This window comes from Pseudomonas sp. G3-19, from assembly GCF_054855875.1.
The window spans coordinates 5,695,778-5,719,401 of sequence record NZ_JBMPIQ010000003.1 but is presented as its reverse complement, the minus strand read 5'-3'; the positions used below and the strand labels follow the sequence as shown (position 1 = coordinate 5,719,401).

At 60.9% G+C, this 23,624-nt stretch carries 25 protein-coding genes; 8 read left to right on the top strand and 17 right to left on the bottom strand.

The window, feature by feature from the left end; translation table 11 throughout:
- Positions 1-17: 17 nt before the first annotated feature.
- Positions 18-929: a LysR family transcriptional regulator gene (locus ACOYXI_RS26065; RefSeq protein WP_193774878.1), complete on the bottom strand. Its 912-nt coding sequence runs from the start codon at positions 927-929 to the stop codon at positions 18-20.
- Positions 930-1,006: 77 nt separating this feature from the next.
- Here ACOYXI_RS26065 and ACOYXI_RS26060 point away from each other — a divergent pair, with 77 nt between their 5' ends.
- The 3 genes from ACOYXI_RS26060 to ACOYXI_RS26050 all read left to right on the top strand — a co-directional run bounded on the left by ACOYXI_RS26060 (position 1,007) and on the right by ACOYXI_RS26050 (position 4,083).
- Positions 1,007-1,495 carry a DMT family transporter gene (locus ACOYXI_RS26060; protein ID WP_098967636.1) on the top strand — a complete coding sequence of 163 codons (489 nt, stop codon included), beginning with the start codon at positions 1,007-1,009 and terminating at the stop codon, positions 1,493-1,495.
- A gap of 171 nt (positions 1,496-1,666) precedes the next feature.
- Positions 1,667-2,902: an aminotransferase class I/II-fold pyridoxal phosphate-dependent enzyme gene (locus ACOYXI_RS26055; protein WP_098967635.1), complete on the top strand. Its 1,236-nt coding sequence runs from the start codon at positions 1,667-1,669 to the stop codon at positions 2,900-2,902.
- Positions 2,903-2,916: 14 nt separating this feature from the next.
- On the top strand, positions 2,917-4,083 hold the full coding sequence (locus ACOYXI_RS26050) for an MFS transporter (protein WP_098967633.1): 1,167 nt from the start codon (positions 2,917-2,919) through the stop codon (positions 4,081-4,083).
- On the opposite strand, the gene yiaY is transcribed toward ACOYXI_RS26050, so the two are convergent.
- On the bottom strand, positions 4,080-5,228 hold the full coding sequence (gene yiaY, locus ACOYXI_RS26045; RefSeq protein ID WP_096797067.1) for an L-threonine dehydrogenase: 1,149 nt from the start codon (positions 5,226-5,228) through the stop codon (positions 4,080-4,082). The two genes, ACOYXI_RS26050 and yiaY, sit on opposite strands and share 4 nt — an antisense overlap.
- 153 nt (positions 5,229-5,381) lie before the next feature.
- On the opposite strand from yiaY, the gene ACOYXI_RS26040 reads away from it, so the two are divergent.
- Positions 5,382-6,401: a DUF4917 family protein gene (locus ACOYXI_RS26040; protein ID WP_461675459.1), complete on the top strand. Its 1,020-nt coding sequence runs from the start codon at positions 5,382-5,384 to the stop codon at positions 6,399-6,401.
- Between the two features lie 97 nt (positions 6,402-6,498).
- Here the strand turns inward: ACOYXI_RS26040 and ACOYXI_RS26035 are convergent, their stop codons facing one another.
- Positions 6,499-7,041, bottom strand: a complete 543-nt coding sequence (locus ACOYXI_RS26035) for a helix-turn-helix domain-containing protein (RefSeq protein WP_135295125.1) — start codon at positions 7,039-7,041, stop codon at positions 6,499-6,501.
- A gap of 106 nt (positions 7,042-7,147) precedes the next feature.
- On the opposite strand from ACOYXI_RS26035, the gene ACOYXI_RS26030 reads away from it, so the two are divergent.
- Positions 7,148-7,930 carry an aldolase gene (locus ACOYXI_RS26030; protein ID WP_135295124.1) on the top strand — a complete coding sequence of 261 codons (783 nt, stop codon included), beginning with the start codon at positions 7,148-7,150 and terminating at the stop codon, positions 7,928-7,930.
- Between the two features lie 22 nt (positions 7,931-7,952).
- On the top strand, positions 7,953-8,837 hold the full coding sequence (locus tag ACOYXI_RS26025; protein ID WP_461675583.1) for a dihydrodipicolinate synthase family protein: 885 nt from the start codon (positions 7,953-7,955) through the stop codon (positions 8,835-8,837).
- 52 nt (positions 8,838-8,889) lie between these two features.
- On the opposite strand, the gene ACOYXI_RS26020 is transcribed toward ACOYXI_RS26025, so the two are convergent.
- The 5 genes from ACOYXI_RS26020 to ACOYXI_RS26000 form a co-directional block, all read right to left on the bottom strand.
- Positions 8,890-9,411: a hypothetical protein gene (locus tag ACOYXI_RS26020; protein WP_098967625.1), complete on the bottom strand. Its 522-nt coding sequence runs from the start codon at positions 9,409-9,411 to the stop codon at positions 8,890-8,892.
- Complete coding sequence (locus ACOYXI_RS26015) at positions 9,411-10,055, bottom strand: hypothetical protein (RefSeq protein WP_098967624.1); 645 nt, start codon at positions 10,053-10,055, stop codon at positions 9,411-9,413. The genes ACOYXI_RS26020 and ACOYXI_RS26015 overlap by 1 nt, the downstream gene beginning before the upstream one ends.
- A 153-nt stretch (positions 10,056-10,208) precedes the next feature.
- Complete coding sequence (locus ACOYXI_RS26010) at positions 10,209-10,553, bottom strand: YegP family protein (RefSeq protein ID WP_098967622.1); 345 nt, start codon at positions 10,551-10,553, stop codon at positions 10,209-10,211.
- Positions 10,554-10,745: 192 nt separating this feature from the next.
- Positions 10,746-11,051, bottom strand: a complete 306-nt coding sequence (locus tag ACOYXI_RS26005; protein ID WP_098967621.1) for a ribbon-helix-helix domain-containing protein — start codon at positions 11,049-11,051, stop codon at positions 10,746-10,748.
- 13 nt (positions 11,052-11,064) lie between these two features.
- Entirely contained in the window at positions 11,065-11,646 is a 582-nt protein-coding gene (locus ACOYXI_RS26000; protein WP_095138502.1) for a DJ-1/PfpI family protein, read from the bottom strand.
- A 281-nt stretch (positions 11,647-11,927) separates the two neighbouring features.
- On the opposite strand from ACOYXI_RS26000, the gene ACOYXI_RS25995 reads away from it, so the two are divergent.
- Entirely contained in the window at positions 11,928-12,833 is a 906-nt protein-coding gene (locus ACOYXI_RS25995; RefSeq protein WP_098967617.1) for a DMT family transporter, read from the top strand.
- A 59-nt stretch (positions 12,834-12,892) separates the two neighbouring features.
- Here the strand turns inward: ACOYXI_RS25995 and ACOYXI_RS25990 are convergent, their stop codons facing one another.
- The 4 genes from ACOYXI_RS25990 to ACOYXI_RS25975 all read right to left on the bottom strand — a co-directional run bounded on the left by ACOYXI_RS25990 (position 12,893) and on the right by ACOYXI_RS25975 (position 16,422).
- A complete protein-coding gene (locus ACOYXI_RS25990; protein ID WP_098967616.1) occupies positions 12,893-14,116 on the bottom strand; it encodes a class I SAM-dependent methyltransferase in 1,224 nt (407 codons plus the stop codon).
- Positions 14,117-14,396: 280 nt separating this feature from the next.
- Positions 14,397-15,014 carry a TPM domain-containing protein gene (locus ACOYXI_RS25985; RefSeq protein ID WP_210557927.1) on the bottom strand — a complete coding sequence of 206 codons (618 nt, stop codon included), beginning with the start codon at positions 15,012-15,014 and terminating at the stop codon, positions 14,397-14,399.
- Between the two features lie 33 nt (positions 15,015-15,047).
- On the bottom strand, positions 15,048-15,800 hold the full coding sequence (locus tag ACOYXI_RS25980; RefSeq protein ID WP_461675458.1) for a TPM domain-containing protein: 753 nt from the start codon (positions 15,798-15,800) through the stop codon (positions 15,048-15,050).
- 13 nt (positions 15,801-15,813) lie between these two features.
- The gene (locus ACOYXI_RS25975) at positions 15,814-16,422 is read right to left on the bottom strand and encodes a LemA family protein (protein ID WP_007963199.1); all 609 of its coding nucleotides are present in this window, start codon (positions 16,420-16,422) and stop codon (positions 15,814-15,816) included.
- Between the two features lie 258 nt (positions 16,423-16,680).
- On the opposite strand from ACOYXI_RS25975, the gene bglX reads away from it, so the two are divergent.
- Positions 16,681-18,972, top strand: coding sequence for a beta-glucosidase BglX (bglX, locus tag ACOYXI_RS25970; protein ID WP_098967613.1), 2,292 nt, complete (start codon positions 16,681-16,683; stop codon positions 18,970-18,972).
- A 153-nt stretch (positions 18,973-19,125) separates the two neighbouring features.
- On the opposite strand, the gene ACOYXI_RS25965 is transcribed toward bglX, so the two are convergent.
- The 5 genes from ACOYXI_RS25965 to ACOYXI_RS25945 form a co-directional block, all read right to left on the bottom strand.
- Positions 19,126-20,283 carry a phospholipase D-like domain-containing protein gene (locus ACOYXI_RS25965; RefSeq protein ID WP_098967611.1) on the bottom strand — a complete coding sequence of 386 codons (1,158 nt, stop codon included), beginning with the start codon at positions 20,281-20,283 and terminating at the stop codon, positions 19,126-19,128.
- Position 20,284: 1 nt separating this feature from the next.
- Complete coding sequence (locus ACOYXI_RS25960) at positions 20,285-20,875, bottom strand: YceI family protein (RefSeq protein WP_134785607.1); 591 nt, start codon at positions 20,873-20,875, stop codon at positions 20,285-20,287.
- A 190-nt stretch (positions 20,876-21,065) separates the two neighbouring features.
- Positions 21,066-21,383 (bottom strand): amidase, encoded by a 318-nt coding sequence (locus tag ACOYXI_RS25955; RefSeq protein WP_461675457.1) that lies wholly within the window; start codon positions 21,381-21,383, stop codon positions 21,066-21,068.
- Entirely contained in the window at positions 21,380-22,459 is a 1,080-nt protein-coding gene (locus ACOYXI_RS25950) for a serine hydrolase domain-containing protein (RefSeq protein ID WP_461675456.1), read from the bottom strand. The genes ACOYXI_RS25955 and ACOYXI_RS25950 overlap by 4 nt, the downstream gene beginning before the upstream one ends.
- A gap of 149 nt (positions 22,460-22,608) precedes the next feature.
- Entirely contained in the window at positions 22,609-23,487 is an 879-nt protein-coding gene (locus ACOYXI_RS25945) for an acyl-CoA dehydrogenase middle domain-containing protein (RefSeq protein ID WP_461675455.1), read from the bottom strand.
- Positions 23,488-23,624: the final 137 nt, after the last annotated feature.

The following is a 23,624-nucleotide window of genomic DNA, read 5'->3' as shown; positions in this document are numbered from 1 at the left end:
ACTCCTTGATAACGTTTTCAGCCGCGCACTATCCCCTCCTCAATCCGGCGATTCAACCAGTTCAACGCCTGATCCCCACTCCGGCGCTTATGCCACGCCAGCACAAACGTGAACGGCGCAATCTCGAACGGTGGCGGCAGCACAATCAGCTCCTGCTGATCAATCTCGCGCACGCTGCGTGACGACACCGTGAGAATCAGATCCGTACCGCTGATCAACTGCGGCGCGACGTTCCAGTGCGGCAGGCTGATGGCGACGCGGCGGCGTTCGCGCAATGAGGTCAGCGCCCGCTCGATTTCCGGGGTGCCGCTGCCGCGCATTTCCAGCAGAACATGCGGGCGCGACAGGTAGGTCGGCAAATCCAGTACGCCGTCGGCCGGCAAGCTGCAGCGATCCAGCAGGCAGACGTAGCGCTCTTCGAACAGCACGCTGCTATGCAACTCGTTGGGCATTTCCGGGAACACTCCGGCGGCCACATCGATGTCACCGTTGAGCACCCCCTCCAGCATGCCTTCGCGGCTGGCGTGGCTGATTTGCAGGTCGATGCCCGGCGCCTCGCGGCGCAAGATGCGGATCAGCCCGGGCAGGATGATGGCCGCGCCGTAGTCGGACATCGCCACACGAAAGGTCCGCCGCGCAGTGGCCGGATCGAACGTGTTCGGCGCCAGCAGCGACTGCACCTGGGCCAACGCTTCGGCCAGTGGCGCAACCAGTTCCAGCGCCCGCGCCGTAGGCACCAGCGTCGAACCGGCGCGCACCAGCAGCGGATCGCCGAGCAAGTCGCGCAGCCGCGCCAGCGCATGGCTGACCGCCGGTTGACTCAGGTGCAGCCGCTCAGCAGCGCGGGTGACGTGTTGCTCGCTGAGCAAGGCATCGAGGACCACCAGCAGGTTCAAATCAATACGGCGTAGATCATTCATCTCGTGCATGTTCTGGATGATAAAACGGAATTTAAATCTGCGCGACGAATACTCTAGAGTCCAGAAAAACCTGTTGGAGAGTGATCATGAGTACGTTGCAGTGGGTCGGTTTATTGCTGCTGGCCGCGTTTGCCGGCGCGGTGGTGCCGTTTCAGAGTGCGATCAACAGCAATCTGGCGCGGGGCCTCGGCCATCCGCTATGGGCAACCTTGGCCTCGTTGCTGGTGAGTGTGTTGGTGCTGTTGCCGGTGATTCTGGCGTTGCGCTTGCCGCTGCCGTCGCTGGGTTTTATCAGCAAGGCGCCGTTGTGGATGTGGGCTGGCGGTGCGTTCGGCGTGTGCTTTGTGGCGCTGGCGGTGATGTTGCTGCCGAAGCTCGGCGCGTCGGGGTTTGTTGCGCTGGCGTTGGCCGGCCAGGTGATTGCGTCGATGCTGCTCGATCACTTCGGGTTGTTCGGGCTGGTGGAAAAACAGCTGTCGATGTCGCGGGTGTTGGGCGCGTTGTTGCTGATTGGCGGGGTGGTGTTGATTCAGTTTGGTGGGGCGGCGAGCAGGAATCTGGCACCTGCCGGGTAGGATTCGGAGGCGCCCGACACCGCATCAGAACATCGCCCTACAAGCAAATATCCAATTCCGCTCAGTATTGCAGGAAGTGTCTGATTCAGGCCCGAAGTCGTGTTCCGTAAAGTCTGGCAATACACACAAATTGCAACGACCCACGGATTGCCACGCTTAAGGGATGCCCTGATGAACCATATACAGCAAGCACCAAACCTTTATTCCAATTATCGAAAAGTCATCGCCCTGGCGAACCAGGACTGGGAAAACGCCGAGCTCGGCAAAGTCGCCGGGCTCAATGTCGAGGTCATGGGTTCCAACCACCTGCTCGATCAATACGGACGGGAGTTACAACACTTCTGTACCACGTCCTACCTTGGCCTTGATCACCACCCAGCCCTGCTCCAAGGTGCAATCGCCGCACTGCAGGAAACTGGCACCCTGCGCGTCGCCAACTCGAAAAATCGCTGCAAGCTGGGGATTCTCGAAAAATACGAAACCGAGCTTTCGCAGTTGTTCGATGCAGTGTGCCTGACGACCCTGTCCTGCAGCGCTGCAAGTGCGGGGATCTTGCCGCTGCTGGCCAGCGGTGTATTGACCGAGAATCGCCCGCCAGTGATGGTCTTTGACCGTCAGGCGCATTACTCGATGAATCACTTGAAAGCTGCATGCGCCGACGAAACCCGTGTGATGACCTGTCCGCACAACGATATGAATTTTCTAGAAAAGATCTGCCAGCAATATGGTCGTGTGGCCTATATTGGCGATGGCGCCTACAGCATGGGCGGTGTGTCCAACATGGAAGGCCTGCTGTACCTCAAGGATCGTTACGGGCTGTTTCTTTATCTGGATGATTCACACGCGTTGTCAGCCGTGGGCCATAACGGCGTCGGTCTGATACGCCCGAGAATCCAGACGCTGGAAGATGACTGCGTGATCGTCGCGTCGCTGGCCAAGTCATTTGGCGCCAGTGGTGGACTGGTGATGCTTGGCAACCAGCGCCAGAAAAAAATCATCCAGCGTTATGGCGGCCCGAGCAATTGGTCACAAAGTCTCAACTGTGCGGCAATCGGCGCCGGACGAGCGTCAATTCGTCTACATTACACCGCCGAATTCGCCGCTCTACAGGCCTGCCTCCAGGCTAATATCCGCCTCTTCGACAGTTTGATCAGTACAGAGCAATGCCACAGCGCGATGGCAATCCGCTTGATCGACTGCGGCCAGGCGGATCTGGCCAATCGCATCGCCAGCGAGCTGGCCGAGCAAGGCTTTTTCACCAGCGCAGTATTTTTCCCGGTAGTTGCCCAAGGTAAAGCGGCCATTCGGGTAACCTTGCGTGCTGATATGGAGCCGTCGCTGATCCGACGTTTCTGCGATGTAGTCAGCGAATTGTTGCGCACACACCGCGTCGATTTCGACATCTGAGCCAGGGACGATCGATGAACGCCAGCGCCACCCTTCTTATCACCTGCTGCACTGTGTTCCTCGCACAGTTGGGCATGAGTATTTACCTGCCAGCGCTGCCGGAGATTGCCGGCCATCTGCATGCAGGGCCTGCGCAAGTGGCGTGGGGTTTATCGATTTATCTGGTCGGCATGGCGCTGCCAATGCTGCTTTGGGGATCACTGGCCCAGCGTATCGGGCGCAAACCTGTGTTACTCGCAGCATTGGGGCTGTATGGCGCGGCGAACCTGGCGTTGCCGCTGGGTTCGACGCTGGAGTCGTTCCTGTTACTGCGCCTGATTCAGGGCGTCGGCGCCAGCGGGATTTCGGTGATGGCACGGGTGCTGATTCGCGACAGTTTTCGCGGCGACCTGCTGGCCAAAGCATTGTCATGGATTTCGATTTCGTTCGTGGTGGCTCTAGGCATCGGCCAGTACCTGGGTTCGATCATTCAGGTCACGCTGGGCTGGCAGGCAATCTTCTACTTGCTCGGCATCACGTGCCTGCTGATGGCCATGATCGTATTCCGGGTCAATTTTGCGACATTGGAGGAGGCGCAAACCAATGCTTCGGCATGGCTGATTTACCGGCGCATCCTGATCCATCGCGCGTTCCTGTTGCCGGCACTGGCCGGAGGCCTCGGCTACGGGGTGATCATCGCCTTCAACACGGCTGCGCCACTGATCCTGCAAGGACCGTTCAATTGGTCTACGGTGGATTACGGTCTGCTCGGCTGGCCGATCAGTGCGGCATACTTTCTCGGGGCACTGGTGGTCAATCGCTTCGTTCTGCGCACGGGTCAACACCGGTTGATGACGTTGGGCGTGGTGCTGGTGATGGCGGGGTGCGGAGTAATGCTGCTGGGCAGTCTGACAGCCAGTTCCATCGCGCTGATGCTGTGGCTGCCCTATTGCGTAGCGGTGTTCGGACAATCGCTGAACTACCCGATCAGCCTGTCCCGTGCCAACGATGGCGCACCGATTGCGGGTGCTTACGCAATGGCGTTGAGCGGATTTATTCATCAACTGATGGCGGCAATGATCGGCGCGATTGCCAGTCTTGTCGCTAGCCCTTCGGCGTGGCCGCTGGCACTGTTATGCAGTTTGCTTGCAGTCGGCGCGATGCTCTGTGTGACATTCACGCCGACGCGCGTCAGCCCTTAAAACGCATTACGGAAAATCTCCTCGATCTGCCGCTGATCCGCCGCCCGTGGGTTGGTCAGGCCGCATGCATCTTTCAGCGCGTTGGTGGCAAGCACCGGGATGTCACTGAGCTTGGCGCCGAGTTCACGCAGGCCGCCCGGAATCTCGACGTCCTTGGCCAGACAACGGATCGCGTTGATCGCCGCCTGAGCGCCCTCTTCCGGGCTGAAACCACGGATGTCCGCACCCATGGCGTGGGCGACGTCAGTCAGGCGTTCGGCACAGATCAACGCGTTGAAGGTCTGCACATGCGGCAGCAGCACGGCGTTGCACACGCCATGGGGCAAGTCGTAGAAACCGCCCAACTGGTGGGCCATCGCATGCACGTAGCCGAGCGATGCGTTGTTGAACGCCATGCCGGCGAGGAACTGCGCGTAAGCCATGTTTTCCCGCGCCGCGAGGTCGCTGCCGTCGCGCACGGCCAGGCGCAGGTTGTTGCTGATCAGGGTCATGGCCTTCAGCGCACAGGCGTCGGTGATCGGGTTGGCCGCAGTCGAGACGTAGGCCTCGATGGCGTGGGTCAGCGCGTCCATGCCGGTGGCGGCCGTCAGGCTTTTCGGCATGGCGACCATCAGCGCCGGGTCGTTGACCGACAGCAGCGGCGTGACGTTGCGGTCGACGATGGCCATTTTCACGTGGCGCGATTCGTCGGTGATGATGCAGAAACGGGTCATCTCACTGGCGGTGCCGGCGGTGGTGTTGATGGCGATCAGCGGCAATTGCGGCTTGCTCGATTGATCGACACCTTCGTAGTCGCGGATCTGCCCACCGTTGGTCGCACACAGGGCGATGCCCTTGGCGCAGTCATGGGGCGAACCGCCGCCCAGCGACACCACGAAATCGCAGCGACTGTCCTTGAGCAGCGCCAACCCGGCCTCGACATTGGCAATGCTCGGATTCGGTTTGGCGCCGTCGAAGATCACCGAATCGATGTCCTGCATCGCCAGTTTTTCGGCAAGCATGGTCGCCACGCCAGCCTTGGCCAGCCCCGCGTCGGTGACGATCAGCGCCTTGCGAAACCCATAGTTGCGGATCGCAACCATGGCCTCGTCGAGGCATCCGTTGCCCATGATGTTTACGGCCGGAATGAAAAAGGTGCTGCTCATGCGCGTCTCCTGACTGGGGCCGAATCGACTGCTCCGATACGGCGGATGTGCACAGGATCGACCGATCGGTCACCACCGATGTTGATCTGGCTCAATGCCCGCTCGTGATAAAGTCGCCGTCCATCCGCCCTTTGTTTTGAGACTGCCCACGCAATGACCGATTTTCTGGACGTCGATGCCACCCTCGAAGACTGGAGCGCCCTGCGCGCCACCGCCGACTTCAACGGTCTGCTGGTGGGCAATGGCGCCAGTCGCGCGGTGTGGGACGATTTCGGCTACGACTCGCTGTTCGAAAACGCGCGCACCGTGGAGGAGAAACCGCTGAGCCCGTCGGAACTGAGCGTGTTCGACGCGATGCAGACGCGCAGCTTCGAGCAGGTGCTCGGTGCGCTGAAAACCACCAGCCGGGTCAACAAGGCCCTGGCCGTCAGTTCGGCCGCACCGCGCAATCGCTACTACGCGATCAAGGAAGCGCTGATCAACACCGTACACGCCGTGCACATTCCCTGGCGCCTGGTACAGGCCTCGACCCTGGCCACGCTCAATGAAGAACTGGCGCGTTATCGCACGGTGTTCACCACCAATTACGACCTGCTCAACTATTGGGCGATCCAGCACCGCAGCGAGGCGCTCGACGATCTGTTCAACGGCCCCGACGCCAGTTTCGATCTGAGCGCAAGCAGCAGCGCCAAACCGCGTCTGCTGTACCTGCACGGCGGTCTGCACCTGGTGCGCAATCAGGACGGCACCGCGCGCAAACTGACCTCGACCGAGGGCACCCTGCTCGGCAGTTTTGCGATCAACAACACGATCAAGACCCTCGACGACGTGCCGCTGTTCGTCAACGAAGGGCCGAGCGCGGACAAGCTCAAGACTATTCGCAGCTCGGATTATCTGTCGTTCTGTTATGAGCAGTTATTGGGCCACGCGCAGAACCTGTGCATCTTCGGGCATGCGTTGGGCGAGCAGGATGCTCACATCGTCAGGGCGCTGCGCCTGGCGAAACCGGCGAGCGTGGCGATCTCGATCTATCCGCGCAGTGCGGCGTTCATTCAGCATCAGAAACGCCATTACGCCAAGGTGTTCGAGGGCACCGGGATTGCGTTGCGGTTTTTTGATGCGAAGACGCATGCGTTGGGGGATCCGAAGCTTTCGGTGCCGGTCGAGGTTTGATGTAACCGGACTGACGCCTTCGCGAGCAAGCTCGCTCCCACATTGGAACGCGAACTACTGTGGGAGCGAGCTTGCTCGCGAAGCTTTTGGGGCCAACTCATTCTTCGCTGCTGTGCACCACCACCAGCAACTGCGCCTGCACCTCGCCCACCGATCTGATCCGGTGCGGCTTCTGCGCATTGAAGTGCAGCGCATCGCCACGCTCCAGCAGCACCCGCTCGTTCATGAAATCCACTTCCACCAGCCCTTCGTGGACGAACAGAAACTCCTCGCCCAAGTGCTCCTTGAAGGTCTTGTCGGTGAACTCGCGCGGCGGGTAGATGATGAACGGCAGCAGGTTGCGTTCGCTGACCTGATGCGCCAGCACCGCATACCCCGGGCTCTGATCGTTGGCCGCCAGTGACTGGCGTTCGTGGCTGCGTACCAGGCTATAGCTGTCGAGGCTGACGTTGTCTTCGGAGAACAATTCCTCGACCTTCACGTTCAGCGCCTTCGCCAGTTTCAGCGCGGCCGCAATCGACGGGGTGTTCAACCCGCGCTCGACTTTCGACAGATAACTCTTGGTCATGCCGGATTTTTCGGCCAGCGCCTCAAGTGTTACCCCAAGTTTTTTTCTCAATAATTTCAAACGGATAGACATGCGCAGCAGTTATTCCATCAAGGAAACGACGATTGATGCTTGCTTATGACACTTTGTGTCATATAGGCTCTTTAGTGTCATTTGCAATCACCCAAAGGACACCGACATGGCCAAGACATTAGCACTACCCAAAGCGCAACTGGTCAAGCAAGCGCTGACCCAGATGCAAAACACCCTGGCGGATAATACGTGGACTGACCGGCAAAAGCTGGCGCTGACCTGCCGGATCCTGTTCGAGAGCGGTCATGACTCCGGTCTGGCCGGGCAGATCACCGCTCGCGGCCCGCAACCGGGGACCTATTACACTCAACAACTGGGCCTGGGTTTCGACGAAATCACCGCGAGCAATCTGCTGCTGGTCAACGAAGACCTGGAAGTGCTCGAAGGCCACGGCATGGCCAACCCGGCCAACCGTTTCCACAGCTGGGTCTATCGCGCCCGGCCGGACGTGAACTGCATCATCCACACGCACCCGACGCACATTGCCGCGCTGTCGATGCTGGAGGTGCCACTGCAGATTTCCCACATGGACCTGTGCCCGCTGTACGACGACTGTGCGTTTCTCGAAGGCTGGCCGGGCGTGCCCGTGGGCAACGAAGAGGGCGAACTGATCGCCGGTGCGCTGGGCGACAAGCGCGCGATTCTACTGTCGCACCACGGCCAGCTGTCGACCGGCAGCACGATCGAAGAAGCCTGTGTCATCGCCCAACTGATCGAGCGCGCCGCCAAACTGCAACTGCTGGCAATGGCCGCCGGGACGATCAAACCGATCATTCCGGCGCTGGGGCGCGAGGCCCATGACTGGGTGTCGAAACCCAAACGCCACGCCGCCGCTTTCAACTACTACGCCCGGCAGAACCTGCGCCAACACGCCGATTGCCTGAACTGATTTCAGCTTTTTCCGGAGACTCATCATGTCCAATATTCACGGCATCATCGGCTACACCATCACCCCGTTCGGCACCCACGGCGAAGGCCTCGATCTGCCGGCGCTCGGCCAATCGATCGATCGTCTGATCGACAGCGGCGTCCATGCCATCGCCCCGCTCGGCAGCACCGGCGAAGGCGCTTACCTCAGCGACGCCGAGTGGGATCAGGTCGCCGAGTTCAGCATCAAGCACGTAGCCAAACGGGTGCCGACCATCGTCAGCGTGTCCGACCTGACCACCGCCAAAGCCGTACGCCGCGCACGCTTCGCTGAAGCCCACGGCGCTGACGTGGTGATGGTGCTGCCAGCGTCGTACTGGAAGCTGACTGAAGCGGAAATCCTCGCGCACTACCGCGCCATCGGCGACAGCGTCGGTGTGCCGATCATGCTCTACAACAACCCGGCCACCAGCGGCACCGACATGTCGGTCGAGCTGATTCTGCGCATCGTCAATGGCGTGGAAAACGTGACCATGGTCAAGGAGAGCACCGGCGACATTCAACGCATGCACAAGCTGCAATTACTCGGTGAAGGCCAGGTGCCGTTCTACAACGGCTGCAATCCGCTGGCGCTGGAAGCGTTTGCCGCCGGCGCCAGAGGCTGGTGCACCGCCGCGCCAAACCTGATACCGCAGCTGAATCTGGATTTGTATGCGGCGTCGCTGGCCGGTGATCTGGTTCGGGCACGTGAGTTGTTCTACCGCCAGTTGCCGCTGCTGGACTTCATTCTCAAGGGCGGTTTGCCAGCGACGATCAAGGCCGGACTGCGCGAGACGGGGCTGGAGGTCGGCGATCCCCGGTTGCCAGTGTTCCCGTTGAGTGACACCGGCAGACATCACCTCAAAGCGCTGCTCGACGTTTTGCGCTGATGAAAAAAATCCCGCCCGGAACACTCCGGGCGGGATTTTTCCTGCCTGTCGGTCAAAGACTGGCGGCGTGCTTCATCGCTTCGCGGTGGAAGGGCTGATCCTTCAGGACCTGCGCAATGAACGTGTCAGTGATCAAGCGCACATGTTCGAACTGCCCGCCCGAGGCGTTAAAGGCGCCCCGCCAGGATTCAGTGTGATTGTGCACGGCATAGACACCCAGTATCTCCTTGCCATGGCTGAGACTGAACACCACTGTGCTGTCGAAGCTCACCGGTACCGGCACCAGGAACAGCGTGAAGGCACTCAGGAACAACTGAGGCTGAAGCGCGCCGACATCGCTGTTGGCGACTACCAGAACGTTGTAGCCATCCTCGCTTCGACCGGCGCGAACTTCGTCGAAAGTGCCGCGCCGACGCAGTTCGTCTCGCAACATCCAGCTCGGCAGACCGAGCACATTGACGTTGATCGCCGGCAGTTGCTGGCTGTAGTCGACGTCGGGGGCCTTGAGGCTGTGGGTCGCCTGACAACCACCCAGCAACATGAGCAATCCCAGAAACAGAAGCTTGAGGCGCATTAGAGTTTTCCTGACAACATGGCTTTATAGACAGAGGCGCTGGGGCCGTTTTCTTCGCGAATGAACGGCGTGGCGGTGTCCAGATTCGGCATGTCCAGACGCTGCAATCCTGGTACTTGCGGGTATTTGGCACGAACCAGCGCCGCATCACGTTCAAGATGATCGCTGTGCAGGAACAGGCATGACAGCTGAAGACCGATCAGGCACCCGGCGCGAAAATCGCCGATGTAATAAGCCTTGCCCGCCTCGAGTTGCATGCCGATGGTGAAGTCTTCACGGCTCCACGTCACCGACTGCCCATGATCGAAACGCACGTTGTAGATCTCGTAACGACCGGGTTTGAGCGGCATCACAAACAACGTGCCGATGCCGTGATCGGTCTCGCGTACATCTCGCTCGGTTCGGGCGTAAAACTCGTTGTGCAGGCGTGCAGTGGCGAAATCATCGCTTCCACGCTTACGGATCATCAGCATTTGTTCCTTGGCTGAAAACCTCGTCTTGGGCCAGATGCCGACCACACCTACCACATAAGCCACGCCGGAATCGGCGGTTGGCTTGAGTTCATCGTCAATGTGGGTGGGTGACATGCTGTAGCAACCGCTCAGGCCGAGCAGCGCCGTCAGAACAGCGAAAAAGCGAATCATCAAAGGAAAAACTCTCGCGTAAACATTGAAAAACACACGAAAGAGTATTGAACGCCGCCCCTTCCATGGATTGGTCGCGAAGGATAAGCGATGTAGTGGCACATAGCCAGAATTCAGTCGCCATTGTTTTGGCGACTGAGTCGTGGAGTTATTTCAAAGCACCGGCAACGTCTTGTCCTTGATCACTTTGCTCGGCCCGTTGGCCTTGACGCTGGCGATGCCTTTGGCGCACGCGGCGTCCGTGGAGTACGACTCGCTGCTGCCGATGATCTGATGGTTGGCGGCCTTGAGGTTGAAGTATGGGTGGCCATCCTTCGTCGATTTCTTCTCGTAGCGTTCATCCAGCGGGCTATTGGTCTGCACCGAAGCAATGCCGCTGTCGGCAGCCGCGCGGGTGGTGTAGAGCTCGCTGGTGAGAATGGTTTCAGCGTTGGCGGCCTTCAGCACAAACCTGAACTGGCCGTTGCTGCTTTTGCTCACTTCGTACCATCCGGACATGCTCGTTTCTCCTTGGCGGTTGAAAGGTTTTGCGCCAGTGAGTAAAGACCAGCCCGAGATTTCTGTCGCCTGTAATGGCCTCTTCGCGAGCAAGCCCGCTCCCACAGGGTTCTTCAGCGGCCACAAAACTTGTGAGCACCTGAGAAACCTGTGGGAGCGGGCTTGCTCGCGAAGGGGGCGACTCGCAATCAGCTATTTCACCCCCGCCCGCACCACCGACAACTGCGGCTCCGTCACCCGCCGCTGACTCAGATAGCGCGTACAACTCACCCGCAGGAACGAAGCAAAATTCACCACCTCCCCACGATAATCCATCACTTCTTCATACAGCTTGGCGATCAGTTGATTGGTGGTCATGCCATCGACTTCGGCGATTTCGCTGAGGATGTCCCAGAACTGGTTTTCCAGGCGCAGCGTCGTCACCACGCCGCAGATGCGCAACGAACGCGAGCGGGATTCGTAGAGAATCGGGTCGGCCTTGACGTAGAGCTCGCACATCGGCGGATCCTCGTTACAGGGTGATCTTGGTGCCGAGCAGGCCGAGGAAACCGGCCAGCCAGTTCGGATGCGCAGGCCACGCTGGCGCAGTCGCCAGATTGCCTTGAACGTGGCCGTCGGTCACCGGGATATCGATGAACGTGCCACCGGCCAGGCGTACTTCCGGCGCACAGGCCGGATAGGCGCTGCATTCGCGACCTTCCAGAACACCCGCCGCCGCGAGCAACTGCGCGCCGTGGCACACAGCGGCAATCGGTTTGCCAGCCTTGTCGAAGGCGCGCACCAGCTCCAGAACTTTTTCGTTCAGGCGCAGATATTCCGGCGCTCGTCCGCCGGGGATCAGCAGCGCGTCGTAATCGGCCTCGGCGACCTTGGCGAAATCAAAGTTGAGGGCAAACAGGTGACCCGGTTTCTCGCTGTAAGTCTGGTCGCCTTCGAAGTCATGGATCGCAGTGCGCACGGTCTTGCCCGCAGCCTTGTCCGGGCACACCGCGTGCACGGTGTGACCGACCATTTGCAAGGCCTGGAACGGCACCATCACTTCGTAGTCTTCGACGTAATCGCCGACCAGCATCAGGATTTTTTTCGCGGCCATGGGGAGGACTCCTCTGGGAATGGGCTTGCAGGAGTATTCAAGGTAGACCTTATCGGTTGGGCCGGGTAACAACCGGCTACTACCTCGAAGACCGCGTTATCGTTCTTCGCGAGCAGGCTCACTCCTACAGGGGAATGCATTCCAATTGTAGGAGTGAGCCTGCTCGCGATAGCGTCCGCAAACTGTACGCCTAAGTCTGTGCCTAGCTGTAACAGCCCGACCCGCCCGGTTTATGGCTAGATGAAGCCACCTCCCTGTCACCTTCAATTCTGGTCACTCACATGTCCTCGCGCGAAAACACCGGCATGGCCCTCGGCCTGCTCGGGGTTGTGATTTTCAGCCTGACCCTGCCCTTCACCCGGATCGTGGTGCAGGAACTGCATCCGCTGCTCAACGGCCTCGGCCGCGCGCTGTTCGCGGCGATTCCCGCGGCAGCGTTGTTGTTATGGCGACGCGAGAAGTGGCCGAGCTGGCAGCAGATCAAAGGCCTGAGCCTGGTGATCGCCGGGGTGATTCTCGGCTTCCCGGTGCTGTCGGCGTGGGCCATGCAGACCTTGCCGGCGTCCCACGGCGCGCTGGTCAACGGTTTGCAGCCGCTGTGCGTGGCGCTGTATGCGGCGTGGCTGTCCCATGAACGCCCATCGAAAGCCTTCTGGGCCTGCGCCGCACTGGGCAGTGCGCTGGTGCTCGGCTACGCGTTGTACACCGGAGCCGGGAGCATTCAGGCCGGTGACTTGTTGATGCTCGGCGCGATTGCCGTCGGCGGTCTGGGCTATGCCGAAGGTGGCCGGTTGGCCAAGGAAATGGGCGGCTGGCAGGTAATCTGCTGGGCGCTGGTGCTGTCGACGCCGCTGCTGATCGGGCCAGTCTTGTATCTGGCGCTGCAGCATCACGGTGCAGTGTCAGCCAAGGCCTGGTGGGCCTTCGGCTACGTGGCACTGTTCTCACAGTTTCTCGGCTTCTTCGCCTGGTACGCCGGGCTGGCGATGGGCGGGATCGCGCGGGTCAGTCAGATTCAGTTGCTGCAGATCTTTTTCACCATCGCGTTTTCGGCGCTGTTCTTTGGTGAACATGTCGAGCCGATCACTTGGGTGTTTGCCTGCGGGGTGATCGCAACGGTGATGCTCGGGCGCAAGACCGCAGTAAAATCAAATGCGGGAGCGAGCTTGCTCGCGAAGGGGCCGTAACAGTCGACATCATCGTTGACTGTCAGTCCGCTTTCGCGAGCAAGCCCGCTCCCACAGGATCAGAGGTAGCCATCCGAACGCAGCAGCGTTTCCAGACAGTGCTCGCTGATGTTGTAGAACGCCTTCAACTCGGCAATCTTCACCAGCAACTGAGCCGGGTCCACCGGCTCGGCGCGTTTCACCGCCAGAATCATCTTGTTCTTGTTGGTGTGTTCCAGCGAGATGAATTCGAACACTTTGGTCTCGTAACCGCAGGCTTCGAGGAACAGTGCACGCAGGCTGTCGGTGACCATTTCCGCCTGTTGGCCCAGGTGCAGACCGTATTGCAGCATCGGCTTGAGCAGCGCCGGGCTCTGGATCTGCAGGCGGATCTGTTTGTGGCAGCACGGCGAGCACATGATGATCGACGCGCCCGAGCGGATGCCGGTGTGGATCGCGTAGTCGGTGGCGATGTCGCAGGCATGCAGGGCGATCATCACGTCCAGTTCGCTCGGTGCCACGCTGCGCACGTCACCGCACTTGAACACCAGGCCCGGGTGTTCCAACTTGGCCGCGGCGGCGTTGCACAGGTTAACCATCTCTTCGCGCAGCTCGACGCCGGTGACTTCGCCTTCGGCCTTGAGCGTGTTGCGCAGGTAATCGTGGATGGCGAACGTCAGGTAACCCTTGCCCGAGCCGAAGTCCGCCACCCGCACCGGTTTGTCCAGCGCCAGCGGTGACGAGGTCAGCGCGTGGCTGAAGACTTCGATGAACTTGTTGATCTGCTTCCACTTGCGCGACATCGCCGGGATCAGCTCATGCTGCGCGTTGGTCACGCCCAGATCCTTGAGGAACGGTCGGCTCAAGTCCAGAAAACGGTTTTTCTCACGGTTGTGCTCGGCGGACGGCGCTTCACGCAATTGCTGAGGTTTGCTCTTGAACAGTGAACTCTTGCCCTTTTTGCTGTATTCGAGCTGGGCTTCGTCGGTCACGGTCAGCAGATGCGCATTCTTGAACGCGGCCGGCAACAGCTCGGCAATCACCGCCACGCCTTCGCTCAGCGGCAGATTCTTGGTGATGTCGCGGGTCTTGTAGCGATAGACAAACGACAGGTGTGGCTGCGCCTTGACCGTCACCGCTTTGATGATGATCCGCTGCAGATCCGCCTCTTCACCCACGTACTTGGCCAGCACCAGTTTGATGAAGCCGTTGTGTTCGAGGCTGGTTTGCAGCAGCTCGATGAACTGGGCGTGATGATCGGGCGCGGGTTTGGCAGACGGCGCGGATGGGGCGGTAACGGACATGAACAAGCGGCCTCGGGCGGGGCGAAACGGGAATGGCGAGTATTTTAGGGGGGATGGGGGTTGGGGACACGTTCTTATTTACCCAACGGCTTTAAAAGCGCCCTCACCCTAACCCTCTCCCGGAGGGAGAGGGGACTGATTGGGGGATATTGAAGAGGTTCACCGACTTGAAAGAGTGCCTTTGAATCCATAATCGACTCGGTTTCTCAGGCCGATGTCGAGCGCAAGACATCTCGGTCGGCTCCCTCTCCCTCCGGGAGAGGGCTGGGGTGAGGGGCTTCTAGGCCAGCACCACCAACCGATTGGGTAATTCATTCCTCACCTGCGTCACCGGCACGTGCACCTTGAGCAGTTCCCCACAGGCCTCGATGCAGGTGACAAAGCCCTCGAGCGTGCGCCCCTGCCGCACCTGCTCGGTGAACGCGGCGACGATCGCGTCCCAGCTCTTGTTGTCCAGCCGCCGGGAAATCCCCTCGTCCACCAGAATCTCCACGTAGCGCTCGGCCTCGCAGACAAAGATCAGCATCCCGGTGCTGCCGACGGTGTGGTGCAGGTTCTGTTCGAGGAACTGTCGCCGCGCCAGATTCGATGCGCGCCAGTGGCGCACGCGGCGCGGGATCAGATGGGTGGTGATCTTCGGCAGGCGAAACAGCAGGCACAGGACGATGAACAGGCCCCATTGCACCAGCAACAGGCTGTGCATGGTCAGCCAGCCAGTCAGATAATGGACGATGCCCGGTACCAGCAGCGCCAGCAGGCTGGCCCACAGCAGCGGAATGTACGCGTAGTCATCGGCGCGGGCCGCCAGCACGGTGACCAGTTCGGCGTCGGTGTCGCGCTCGACCCGGGCGATCGCCTCGGCGACTTTGCGTTGTTCGTGTTCGCTCAGTAATGCCATGTCGAAAAATGCCTGATCATTATTGTTGTGTGTTCACCAGCCGCCGGACGAACCGCCGCCGCCGAAACTGCCCCCGCCGCCGCTGAAGCCCCCGCCTCCACCGCCACCGCCAAATCCACCACCGCCGAAACCGCCCCCGCCTCCGGAGCCGCCACGGCCGGCGGGAAGGATACCGAGCATCTGGCAGACAAACACGGTCAGGATGAACAACACCACCAGAAAAACGAACAACAGCGGATGACGCGAGACAAAATCGCTCTGCGGATCGCCGCTCGACTCGTACACCGTCGACGGTTCGTCCAGAGGATTGCCGCCGAGCACCACCAGCATCGCCGCAACGCCGTCGCTGATGCCCTTGCTGAAATTGCCGGCCTTGAACGCCGGGGTGATCACTTGATGAATGATCACCGAACTCTGTGCATCGGTCAGCCGATCTTCCAGCCCGTAACCGACTTCGATGCGCAGTTTGCGCTCGTCCCGGGCGACGATCAGCAGCGCGCCGTTGTTCTTGTCTTTCTGGCCGATGCCCCAGTGCCGGCCCAGTTGTACGCCGTAATCCTCGATGGTGGTGCCCTGCAGATCAGGCACCGTGACCACCACCAGTTGCTCGCCGGTAGCTTGCTCGTGAGCCTGCAATTGCTGGCTCAACTGGGCGCGCACCGACGGCTCGAGCATCTGCGCCTCGTCCACCACCCGCCCGCTCAGCGCCGGGAACGTCAACTCGGCCCGGGCGCTGACGGCGAACAGCCAGAGCATCAGCACCAGGCCTATCTTCAACAAACGCATGGGCAACCTCGAATCAGAACTTCACTTCCGGGGCCTTTTCCGCACCGGGGGTGGTGGCTTCGAAGGTTTCGCGAATCGGCAGGTCGCTGTACATCACGCTGTGCCAGAGGCGCCCGGGAAACGTGCGGATCTCGGTGTTGTATTTCTGCACCGCCAGAATGAAATCGCGCCGCGCCACGGCAATCCGGTTTTCCGTGCCTTCGAGCTGCGATTGCAGGGCAAGGAAATTCTGGTTGGCCTTCAGGTCCGGATAACGCTCGGAGACCACCATCAAACGGCTGAGCGCGCCACTCAACTGATCCTGAGCCTGCTGGAACTGCTTGAGTTTTTCCGGATTGTCGAGGGTGCTGGCATCGACCTGGATCGACGTCGCCTTGGCCCGCGCCTCGACCACTGCAGTCAGGGTTGCTTCTTCATGCTTGGCATAGCCTCTGACGGTTTCCACCAGATTGGGAATCAGGTCGGCACGACGCTGGTACTGGTTCTGGACCTGACCCCAGGCCGCCTTGGCCTGTTCATCGAGGGTCGGGATATTGTTGATGCCGCACGCGGTCAACAACGTGGCAAGCACCAGCAGCGTGGCGACCTGCAGACGCGAGCGGTAGGTTGGACTGACATTCATCAAAGTGATGCTCCCTGGCATATTTCATAAAAAACCGACCGTGAAACCTTCTGCATCAGCGGTTGGGGCATAATCGGCCGCGCCACTGGATTGCAACGGGCCGATGGGCTAAAAAGAGGCCCTGCGCAAACGCAGCCGAGTGTCGGCGGGCGTTTTTGGCTCGGTCATTTTGAGCCTGCACCCGAACAACAATAGTCGCTCCCTAACTTTTGGCTGGCCGGCATTGCATTGCCGCTTGGGCCCTTGAGAAAAATATTCATGAAGAAGCTGTGTTTGCTGGGCCTGTTCGTCAGCCTGGCCAGTCATCAAGTATTGGCCGCCACGACCCCGGTACCCCTGGAAAACAAGGACGCGTTCATCAGCAATCTGATGAAACAAATGACCCTCGATGAAAAGATCGGCCAGTTGCGCCTGATCAGCATCGGCCCGGAAATGCCCCGCGAGTTGATCCGCAAAGAGATCGCTGCGGGCAACATCGGCGGTACGTTCAACTCGATCACCCGCCCGGAAAACCGTCCGATGCAGGACGCGGCGATGCGCAGTCGCCTGAAGATTCCGATGTTTTTTGCGTACGACGTGATCCACGGTCACCGTACGATTTTCCCGATTCCGCTGGCCCTGGCATCGAGCTGGGACATGGACGCCATCGGCCAGTCCGGGCGCGTTGCCGCCAAGGAAGCCGCGGCCGACAGCCTCGACATCACCTTCGCGCCGATGGTCGACATCTCCCGCGATCCGCGCTGGGGCCGCAGCTCCGAAGGGTTCGGTGAAGACACCTACCTGACCTCGCGCATTGCCAAAGTGATGGTCAAGGCCTATCAGGGCGACACGCCGAGCGCGGCTGACAGCATCATGGCCAGCGTCAAGCACTTCGCCCTGTATGGCGCGGTCGAGGGCGGGCGCGACTACAACGTCGTCGACATGAGCCCGGTGAAGATGTACCAGGACTACCTGCCACCGTACCGCGCGGCGATCGACGCCGGTGCCGGCGGGGTGATGGTGGCGTTGAACTCGATCAACGGCATTCCGGCCACCGCCAACACCTGGCTGATGAACGACCTGCTGCGCAAGGACTGGGGCTTCAAGGGCCTGGCCGTCAGCGACCACGGGGCGATCTTCGAGCTGATCAAGCACGGCGTGGCCGCTGACGGTCGTGAAGCGGCGAAGCTGGCGATCAAGGCCGGCATCGACATGAGCATGAACGACACCCTGTACGGCAAAGAGCTGCCGGGGCTGCTCAAGTCCGGCGAGATCGAGCAGAAAGACATCGACAACGCCGTGCGCGAAGTGCTCGCCGCCAAGTACGACATGGGCCTGTTCAAGGACCCGTACCTGCGCATCGGCAAGGCCGAGGATGATCCGGCCGACACCTACGCCGAAAGCCGTCTGCACCGCGCCGAGGCCCGTGACGTGGCACGCCGCAGCCTGGTGCTGCTGAAGAACCAGAACGAAACCCTGCCGCTGAAGAAAGACGCGAAAGTCATGCTGGTCGGTCCATTGGCCAAGGCGCCGATCGACATGATGGGCAGTTGGGCGGCGGCCGGTAAGCCGGCGCAATCGGTGACGCTGTTCGACGGCATGAGCTCGGTGATTGGCGACAAGGCCAACCTGATCTACGCCCGTGGCGCGAATATCACCAGCGACAAGAAGGTGCTGGATTACCTGAACTTCCTCAACTTCGACGCCCCGGAAGTGGTCGATGATCCGCGCCCGGCCAACGTGTTGATCGACGAAGCGGTGAAAGCGGCCAAGGACGCCGACGTGATCGTCGCCGCTGTGGGCGAATCCCGTGGCATGTCCCACGAATCCTCCAGCCGCACCGACCTGAACATCCCGGAAAACCAGCGCGAGCTGATCCGTGCCCTGAAAGCCACCGGCAAACCGCTGGTACTGGTGCTGATGAACGGCCGTCCGCTGACCATCCTCGAAGAGAACCAGTCGGCTGATGCGATTCTGGAAACCTGGTTCAGCGGCACCGAGGGCGGTAACGCCATCGCTGATGTGCTGTTCGGCGACTACAACCCGTCGGGCAAACTGCCGGTGACCTTCCCGCGTTCCGTGGGCCAGATCCCGACCTACTACAACCACCTGAGCATTGGCCGGCCGTTCACGCCGGGCAAGCCGGGCAACTACACCTCGCAGTATTTCGATGACACCACCGGTCCCCTGTTCCCGTTCGGTTACGGCCTGAGCTACACCCAGTTCACGCTGAGCGACATGGCGCTGTCGTCAACCACGCTGAACAAGACCGGCAAGCTCGATGCCAGTGTCACCCTGAAAAACACCGGCAAACGTGACGGCGAAACCGTGGTGCAGCTGTACATCCAGGACGTCGCCGGTTCGATGATTCGCCCGGTGAAAGAACTGAAGAACTTCCAGAAAGTCATGCTCAAGGCCGGCGAACAGAAAGTCGTGCACTTCACCATCACCGAGGATGACCTGAAGTTCTACAACGCCCAGCTCAAGTACGCGGCCGAGCCTGGCAAGTTCAACGTGCAGATCGGCCTGGATTCGCAGGATGTGACGCAGCAGAGCTTTGAGTTGCTGTAATTATTCAGTAACCAATGCCCGTGTGAAAGGGGCCTTTGTGGGAGGGGGCTTGCTCCCGAATGCGGTGTATCAGCTAAATTAATGCTGAATGACATGCCGCCTTCGGGAGCAAGCCCCCTCCCACATTGGAATCCACTGGGTTCGGAATTGGCGTTAACCGCGTCTATCGAGAATGTTGACCACCAGCCGATCCACCCAACCCCAGATCCGCTGCTTCACTCGCCGCCACAACGGCCGGCGCTGCCACTCCTCCAGACTGACCTGCTGGCTCAGACCGAAATCCTTCTCGAAACTCTGCACCACCGCTGCCGTCAACGACGGGTCCAGTGCCTCCAGATTCGCCTCCAGATTGAAGCGCAGGTTCCAGTGATCGAAGTTGCACGATCCGATACTCACCCACTCGTCCACCAACACCATTTTCAGATGCAGGAAGCACGGCTGGTATTCGAAGATCTGCACCCCGGCCTTGAGCAGGCGCGGGTAGTAGCGATGGCCGGCGTAACGCACCGACGGGTGATCGGTGCGCGGCCCGGTCAGCAGTAACCGGACGTCGACACCGCGAGCAGCGGCCTTGCGCAGCGAGCGGCGGATTTTCCAGGTCGGCAGGAAATACGGGGTGGCCATCCAGATGCGCTTCTGCCCGCTGTTCAGTGCACGAAACAGCGACTGCAGAATGTCGCGATGCTGACGCGCATCGGCATAGGCCACACGGCCCATGCCCTCGCCCATGTCCGGAACCTTGGGCAAGCGTGGCAGGCCGACATGCGCCGACGGTTTCCACGCCCGGCGATGGCGGTTGGCGATCCATTGGCGGTCGAACAGCACTTGCCAGTCGAGCACCAGCGGGCCGTTGATTTCCACCATCACTTCGTGCCACTCGCTGCTGTCCTGCCCCGGTGTCCAGAATTCATCGGTAACACCGGTGCCGCCGACCACCGCCAGACGCTGATCGACCAGCAGCAATTTGCGGTGATCGCGATAGAAGTTGCCGACCCAGCGCCGCCAGTTCAGGCGATTGTAGAAACGCAGTTCGACCCCGGCTTTGGTCAGGCGCTGACGCAGGTGCAGGGTAAACGCGAGGCTGCCGTAGTCATCGAACAGGCAGCGTACCCGCACGCCGCGCTCGGCGGCCTGCACCAGCGCCTGAACCACGGCCTCGGCACAAGCGCCCGCCTCCACCAGATACAACTCCAGTTCGACCTGCTCCTCGGCGCGGGCAATTTCCACCAGCATGCGCGGGAAGAATTGCGGGCCGTCAATCAACAGTTCGAACCGGTTGCCGTCACGCCAAGGGAACACCGCGCCGCGCATGTCAGCGCGCCGTGAAAATCAGCACCGCACCCACCGGTACCGACAGACTGATGGCCGACAGGCCGGCCAGGTTGCGCAGGGTTTCCAGCCCCGGCGCCAGATCGAAATCCTCGGCGTTGATCACCACCGGCTCCAGGGTCACCACTTGAAAACGCCGGTCGTCGAGACGGGTGGCCAGCAACTCTGCCGGGTATTCATGTTGCTTGCCGTGCAGGTTGACGGTCAGCGGCAGACGCAATTCCAGCTGCGCACCGGGGGCCAGATCGTTGATCGGGCGCAGGTCGATCCGGGTGCTGATGGTCGCTTCGGGGAATTGCTCGATCTGGAACAGCTCCTTGCGCATGCGCTCGTCGCGCAGCGGGATGCCGCTGTTGATCGAGTCCAGCTCGACTTCGACTTCAGCGCGGCCATCCGGATCGACCTTGCCGTGCAGCACCAGAAAGCGCTGCACTTCAGAAATGTGGGCGTTTTTCGTGCTGACGAACGACAGCCGCGACGACTCGCCATCCAGATACCAGTTGGCCTGCGCCGGCAGCGCGGCGGCAGTCAGCAGCAGACTGGCGAAGGCTGTATAGAGGGAGCGGTTGAACATTGAATACTCGTGGGGGCGATAAACCTGCACGAACCTTAACCGCCCACGCCGTTATTGCAAACTGATCGCCGCAAATCTATCGATTGGTGAAACCTCCTGTGGGAGCGGGCTTGCTCGCGAAGGCGGTGAATCAGTCAACACAAATGCTGAATGGCACACCGCATTCGCGAGCAAGCCCGCTCCCACAGGGTTATCTATTGACTTGAGGATTGAGGCGGCAGCCCTGCCGTTCGCTCAGCCACTGCGCGCGGTTGCTGCGGCCCATGCCGCTGACGGTGATGGTTTTGCTCGCGCTGTCATCGCTGAATTCGCTGGTTGGCAGCCACTGTTTCACATAACCCCGGCAATATTCGGCATCGTTGCTCATCACGTAACGACACGAACAATATTCCTTGGCCGTGTAGGCGCTGATGATGTCGGGGAACGCCCAGAGGTTTGCCCGTTCGAGCCAGATCCAGCCGAGCAGCACGATCAGCGCCAACAGCAACACCCGCTTCAACAGTTTCATGGCTGCACCGCCTTGAGCACGCGTTTGAGCAGCTCGTTGTGGCGATAGCTGCCGTCGCGGTCATCGGCGTAACGCACGATCACCAGTTTCTCGCTGGGGATCACATACAGCGCCTGGCCCCAGTGGCCGAGGGCGGCGAAGGTGTCGGGCGGCGCGTCGGGCCACGGCGCGGCGGCGCCATCCGCCGGGCGATTGAGCCACCACTGACCACCGGGCACCGCTTCGTCCTGATGCGCCTTGTAGCCGGCAAAGGCAGTGCGGTTGAAAGCGACCCAATCCTTGGGCAGCAATTGCCGGTCGTGCCAACGTCCGTCGCGGGCCATCAGCAAACCGACCCGCGCCAGATCCCGCGCCGTGAGATAGGCATAAGAGGACGCGACAAACGTACCGCCGGCATCGGTTTCCCACACGGCGTGGCGGATGCCCAGCGGCTCGAACAACGCGGTCCATGGATAGTCGGGATAACGCTGCGGGCCCACCATGTTCTTCAGCGCCGCCGCCAGCAGATTGCTGTCGCCACTGGAGTAACGGAACGTCTGCCCCGGTGGCGCGTAGGCATCGTGATCGGCAGTGAACGCGGGCATGTCGCGGTGCCCACGGGTGTAGAGCATCGCCACCACCGAGGATTTCAGCGGCGCGTATTCGTAGTCTTCCTGCCAGTCCAGCCCGGAAGCCCAGTGCAGCAGATCCGCCACGGTGATCGCCGGGTGTTTTTCCAGCGCCGGATAAAACTTCGAAACCGGATCATCCAGTTTGAACAGGTCTTCGCCATACGCCACACCGAGTACCGTGGCCATCAGGCTTTTGCTGATCGACCAGGTCAGGTGCGGGGTCTCGGCACGGGTCGGGCCGGCGTAGCGTTCGTAGATCAACTGACCGTCGCGGATGATCAGCAGCGCGTCCGTGCGGATGCCCTGGCGGGTAGTGTCGTCGCGGGGTGGGAAGGCGTAGGTCTCTAATGCCTCGACCGCTGCGCCGCTGATTTTTGCGCCAGTCGGCCATTGCTCACCGGGCCATTGCTCGGCCTGGACCGTGAAGCTGATCAGCAGCAGAAGCAGGGACAGGCTTTTGCACATGGTGAGGGCTCTTGGGGAGAACCTGCTGAGGGTAGTCTTGCCACATGACAGATGTGTGGTGTTTTTGCCACCGCCTTCGCGAGCAAGCCCGCTCCCACATTTGAAACGCATTCCAAGGGTGGGAGCGGGCTTGCTCGCGAAGAGGCCAGTCAGCCCACCGCCAAAGCCTTGGCCAAGCGCTTGGCCCGCGCCCCCGCCGCCAACTGCATCACCCCCTGATCACGCTGCCACATCTGCGCCCACTCCGGACTACCCTCGGCCAACGCCTGATCGATCTCGCCCTTCAGTGCATCAAACTGCGCAAACAACCCGCCCAACAGCACATGCCCGGCCGGGTTGTTCGGCGGCTGGCGACTCGCCTCCGCGCACCCGGCCAACAGCGCCAGCAAGCGCAGTTGCAGCGGCTGCGACCAGCCGCTGTCCTGACCGACGCCATACAACCACGCGGTCATCGCGCTCAGCACATAGACATCTTCCAGGCTACGAAACGGCTTCACATAAGCATCCCAGCCATCGCCCGCGAGCAATTCGCACAACGCGCCTTCCAGATGCAGCCGACCGTGACTGATATCCGGCATCAGCGGCAGCGCCGGGAGTTTTTCCACACGCACGCCGGGCTCGCCGGGGTAAACCACCGCCAGACTCAGGCGCGGGGTTTCGCCGGGTTCTTCACTGCGCGCGGCGACGAGCAGCCAGTCCGCCGCGTCCCCGGCGGTGACGAAATCCTTGCGCCCGCTCAGGCGCAAATCGCTGAGACGGGTCTGCATGTCCGCGGGACGCAGGCTGCGCTGCTCGGTCGCACACAACGCACCAAGACTCGGCGGCGCGCTCGGCCAGAGCATGCGCAACGCCGCCTGATACCCCACCAGAAATGCCAGCCCCGGCGTCGCCATCCGCCGCCCCCCGGCCACCGCCAGTTCGAACGGCGTCACGTTGCCCAATTGATGCAGCAAGGTGGCGAAACCTTCCGCCAGATCAGCGACGGCGGGCAGGCGTTCATGGCTTTCGAGCAGGCTGGGCCAGGGCATAAGAGGCTCCTTGAGGGCTGTCATACAAGCATCACCAAACGTTCACGGTGATGACACCGGGGCTACATAGCCTGACTTTGCACAACATGGCTGCATAAAGAAAGTCGATCGGCTGCAACCCACGACGGGTTCAAGGC

Excerpts from the sequence above, each read along its gene's own strand:
- ACOYXI_RS25975 (WP_007963199.1), bottom strand. The coding sequence starts at position 16,422 with ATGAATGTCAGTCCAACCTACCGCTCGCGTCTGCAGGTCGCCACGCTG.
- ACOYXI_RS26055 (WP_098967635.1), top strand. The coding sequence starts at position 1,667 with ATGAACCATATACAGCAAGCACCAAACCTTTATTCCAATTATCGAAAA.
- ACOYXI_RS26035 (WP_135295125.1), bottom strand. The coding sequence starts at position 7,041 with ATGTCTATCCGTTTGAAATTATTGAGAAAAAAACTTGGGGTAACACTT.
- ACOYXI_RS26060 (WP_098967636.1), top strand. The coding sequence starts at position 1,007 with ATGAGTACGTTGCAGTGGGTCGGTTTATTGCTGCTGGCCGCGTTTGCC.
- ACOYXI_RS25985 (WP_210557927.1), bottom strand. The coding sequence starts at position 15,014 with ATGGCATTACTGAGCGAACACGAACAACGCAAAGTCGCCGAGGCGATC.
- ACOYXI_RS26000 (WP_095138502.1), bottom strand. The coding sequence starts at position 11,646 with ATGGCCGCGAAAAAAATCCTGATGCTGGTCGGCGATTACGTCGAAGAC.
- ACOYXI_RS26010 (WP_098967622.1), bottom strand. The coding sequence starts at position 10,553 with ATGTCCGGATGGTACGAAGTGAGCAAAAGCAGCAACGGCCAGTTCAGG.
- ACOYXI_RS25950 (WP_461675456.1), bottom strand. The coding sequence starts at position 22,459 with ATGTGCAAAAGCCTGTCCCTGCTTCTGCTGCTGATCAGCTTCACGGTC.
- ACOYXI_RS25965 (WP_098967611.1), bottom strand. The coding sequence starts at position 20,283 with ATGCGCGGCGCGGTGTTCCCTTGGCGTGACGGCAACCGGTTCGAACTG.
- ACOYXI_RS26020 (WP_098967625.1), bottom strand. The coding sequence starts at position 9,411 with ATGCGCCTCAAGCTTCTGTTTCTGGGATTGCTCATGTTGCTGGGTGGT.
- ACOYXI_RS26050 (WP_098967633.1), top strand. The coding sequence starts at position 2,917 with ATGAACGCCAGCGCCACCCTTCTTATCACCTGCTGCACTGTGTTCCTC.
- ACOYXI_RS26030 (WP_135295124.1), top strand. The coding sequence starts at position 7,148 with ATGGCCAAGACATTAGCACTACCCAAAGCGCAACTGGTCAAGCAAGCG.
- ACOYXI_RS26015 (WP_098967624.1), bottom strand. The coding sequence starts at position 10,055 with ATGATTCGCTTTTTCGCTGTTCTGACGGCGCTGCTCGGCCTGAGCGGT.
- ACOYXI_RS25980 (WP_461675458.1), bottom strand. The coding sequence starts at position 15,800 with ATGCGTTTGTTGAAGATAGGCCTGGTGCTGATGCTCTGGCTGTTCGCC.
- ACOYXI_RS26065 (WP_193774878.1), bottom strand. The coding sequence starts at position 929 with ATGCACGAGATGAATGATCTACGCCGTATTGATTTGAACCTGCTGGTG.
- ACOYXI_RS26005 (WP_098967621.1), bottom strand. The coding sequence starts at position 11,051 with ATGTGCGAGCTCTACGTCAAGGCCGACCCGATTCTCTACGAATCCCGC.
- ACOYXI_RS25990 (WP_098967616.1), bottom strand. The coding sequence starts at position 14,116 with ATGTCCGTTACCGCCCCATCCGCGCCGTCTGCCAAACCCGCGCCCGAT.
- ACOYXI_RS26040 (WP_461675459.1), top strand. The coding sequence starts at position 5,382 with ATGACCGATTTTCTGGACGTCGATGCCACCCTCGAAGACTGGAGCGCC.
- bglX (WP_098967613.1), top strand. The coding sequence starts at position 16,681 with ATGAAGAAGCTGTGTTTGCTGGGCCTGTTCGTCAGCCTGGCCAGTCAT.
- ACOYXI_RS25955 (WP_461675457.1), bottom strand. The coding sequence starts at position 21,383 with ATGAAACTGTTGAAGCGGGTGTTGCTGTTGGCGCTGATCGTGCTGCTC.
- ACOYXI_RS25960 (WP_134785607.1), bottom strand. The coding sequence starts at position 20,875 with ATGTTCAACCGCTCCCTCTATACAGCCTTCGCCAGTCTGCTGCTGACT.
- yiaY (WP_096797067.1), bottom strand. The coding sequence starts at position 5,228 with ATGAGCAGCACCTTTTTCATTCCGGCCGTAAACATCATGGGCAACGGA.
- ACOYXI_RS25995 (WP_098967617.1), top strand. The coding sequence starts at position 11,928 with ATGTCCTCGCGCGAAAACACCGGCATGGCCCTCGGCCTGCTCGGGGTT.
- ACOYXI_RS25945 (WP_461675455.1), bottom strand. The coding sequence starts at position 23,487 with ATGCCCTGGCCCAGCCTGCTCGAAAGCCATGAACGCCTGCCCGCCGTC.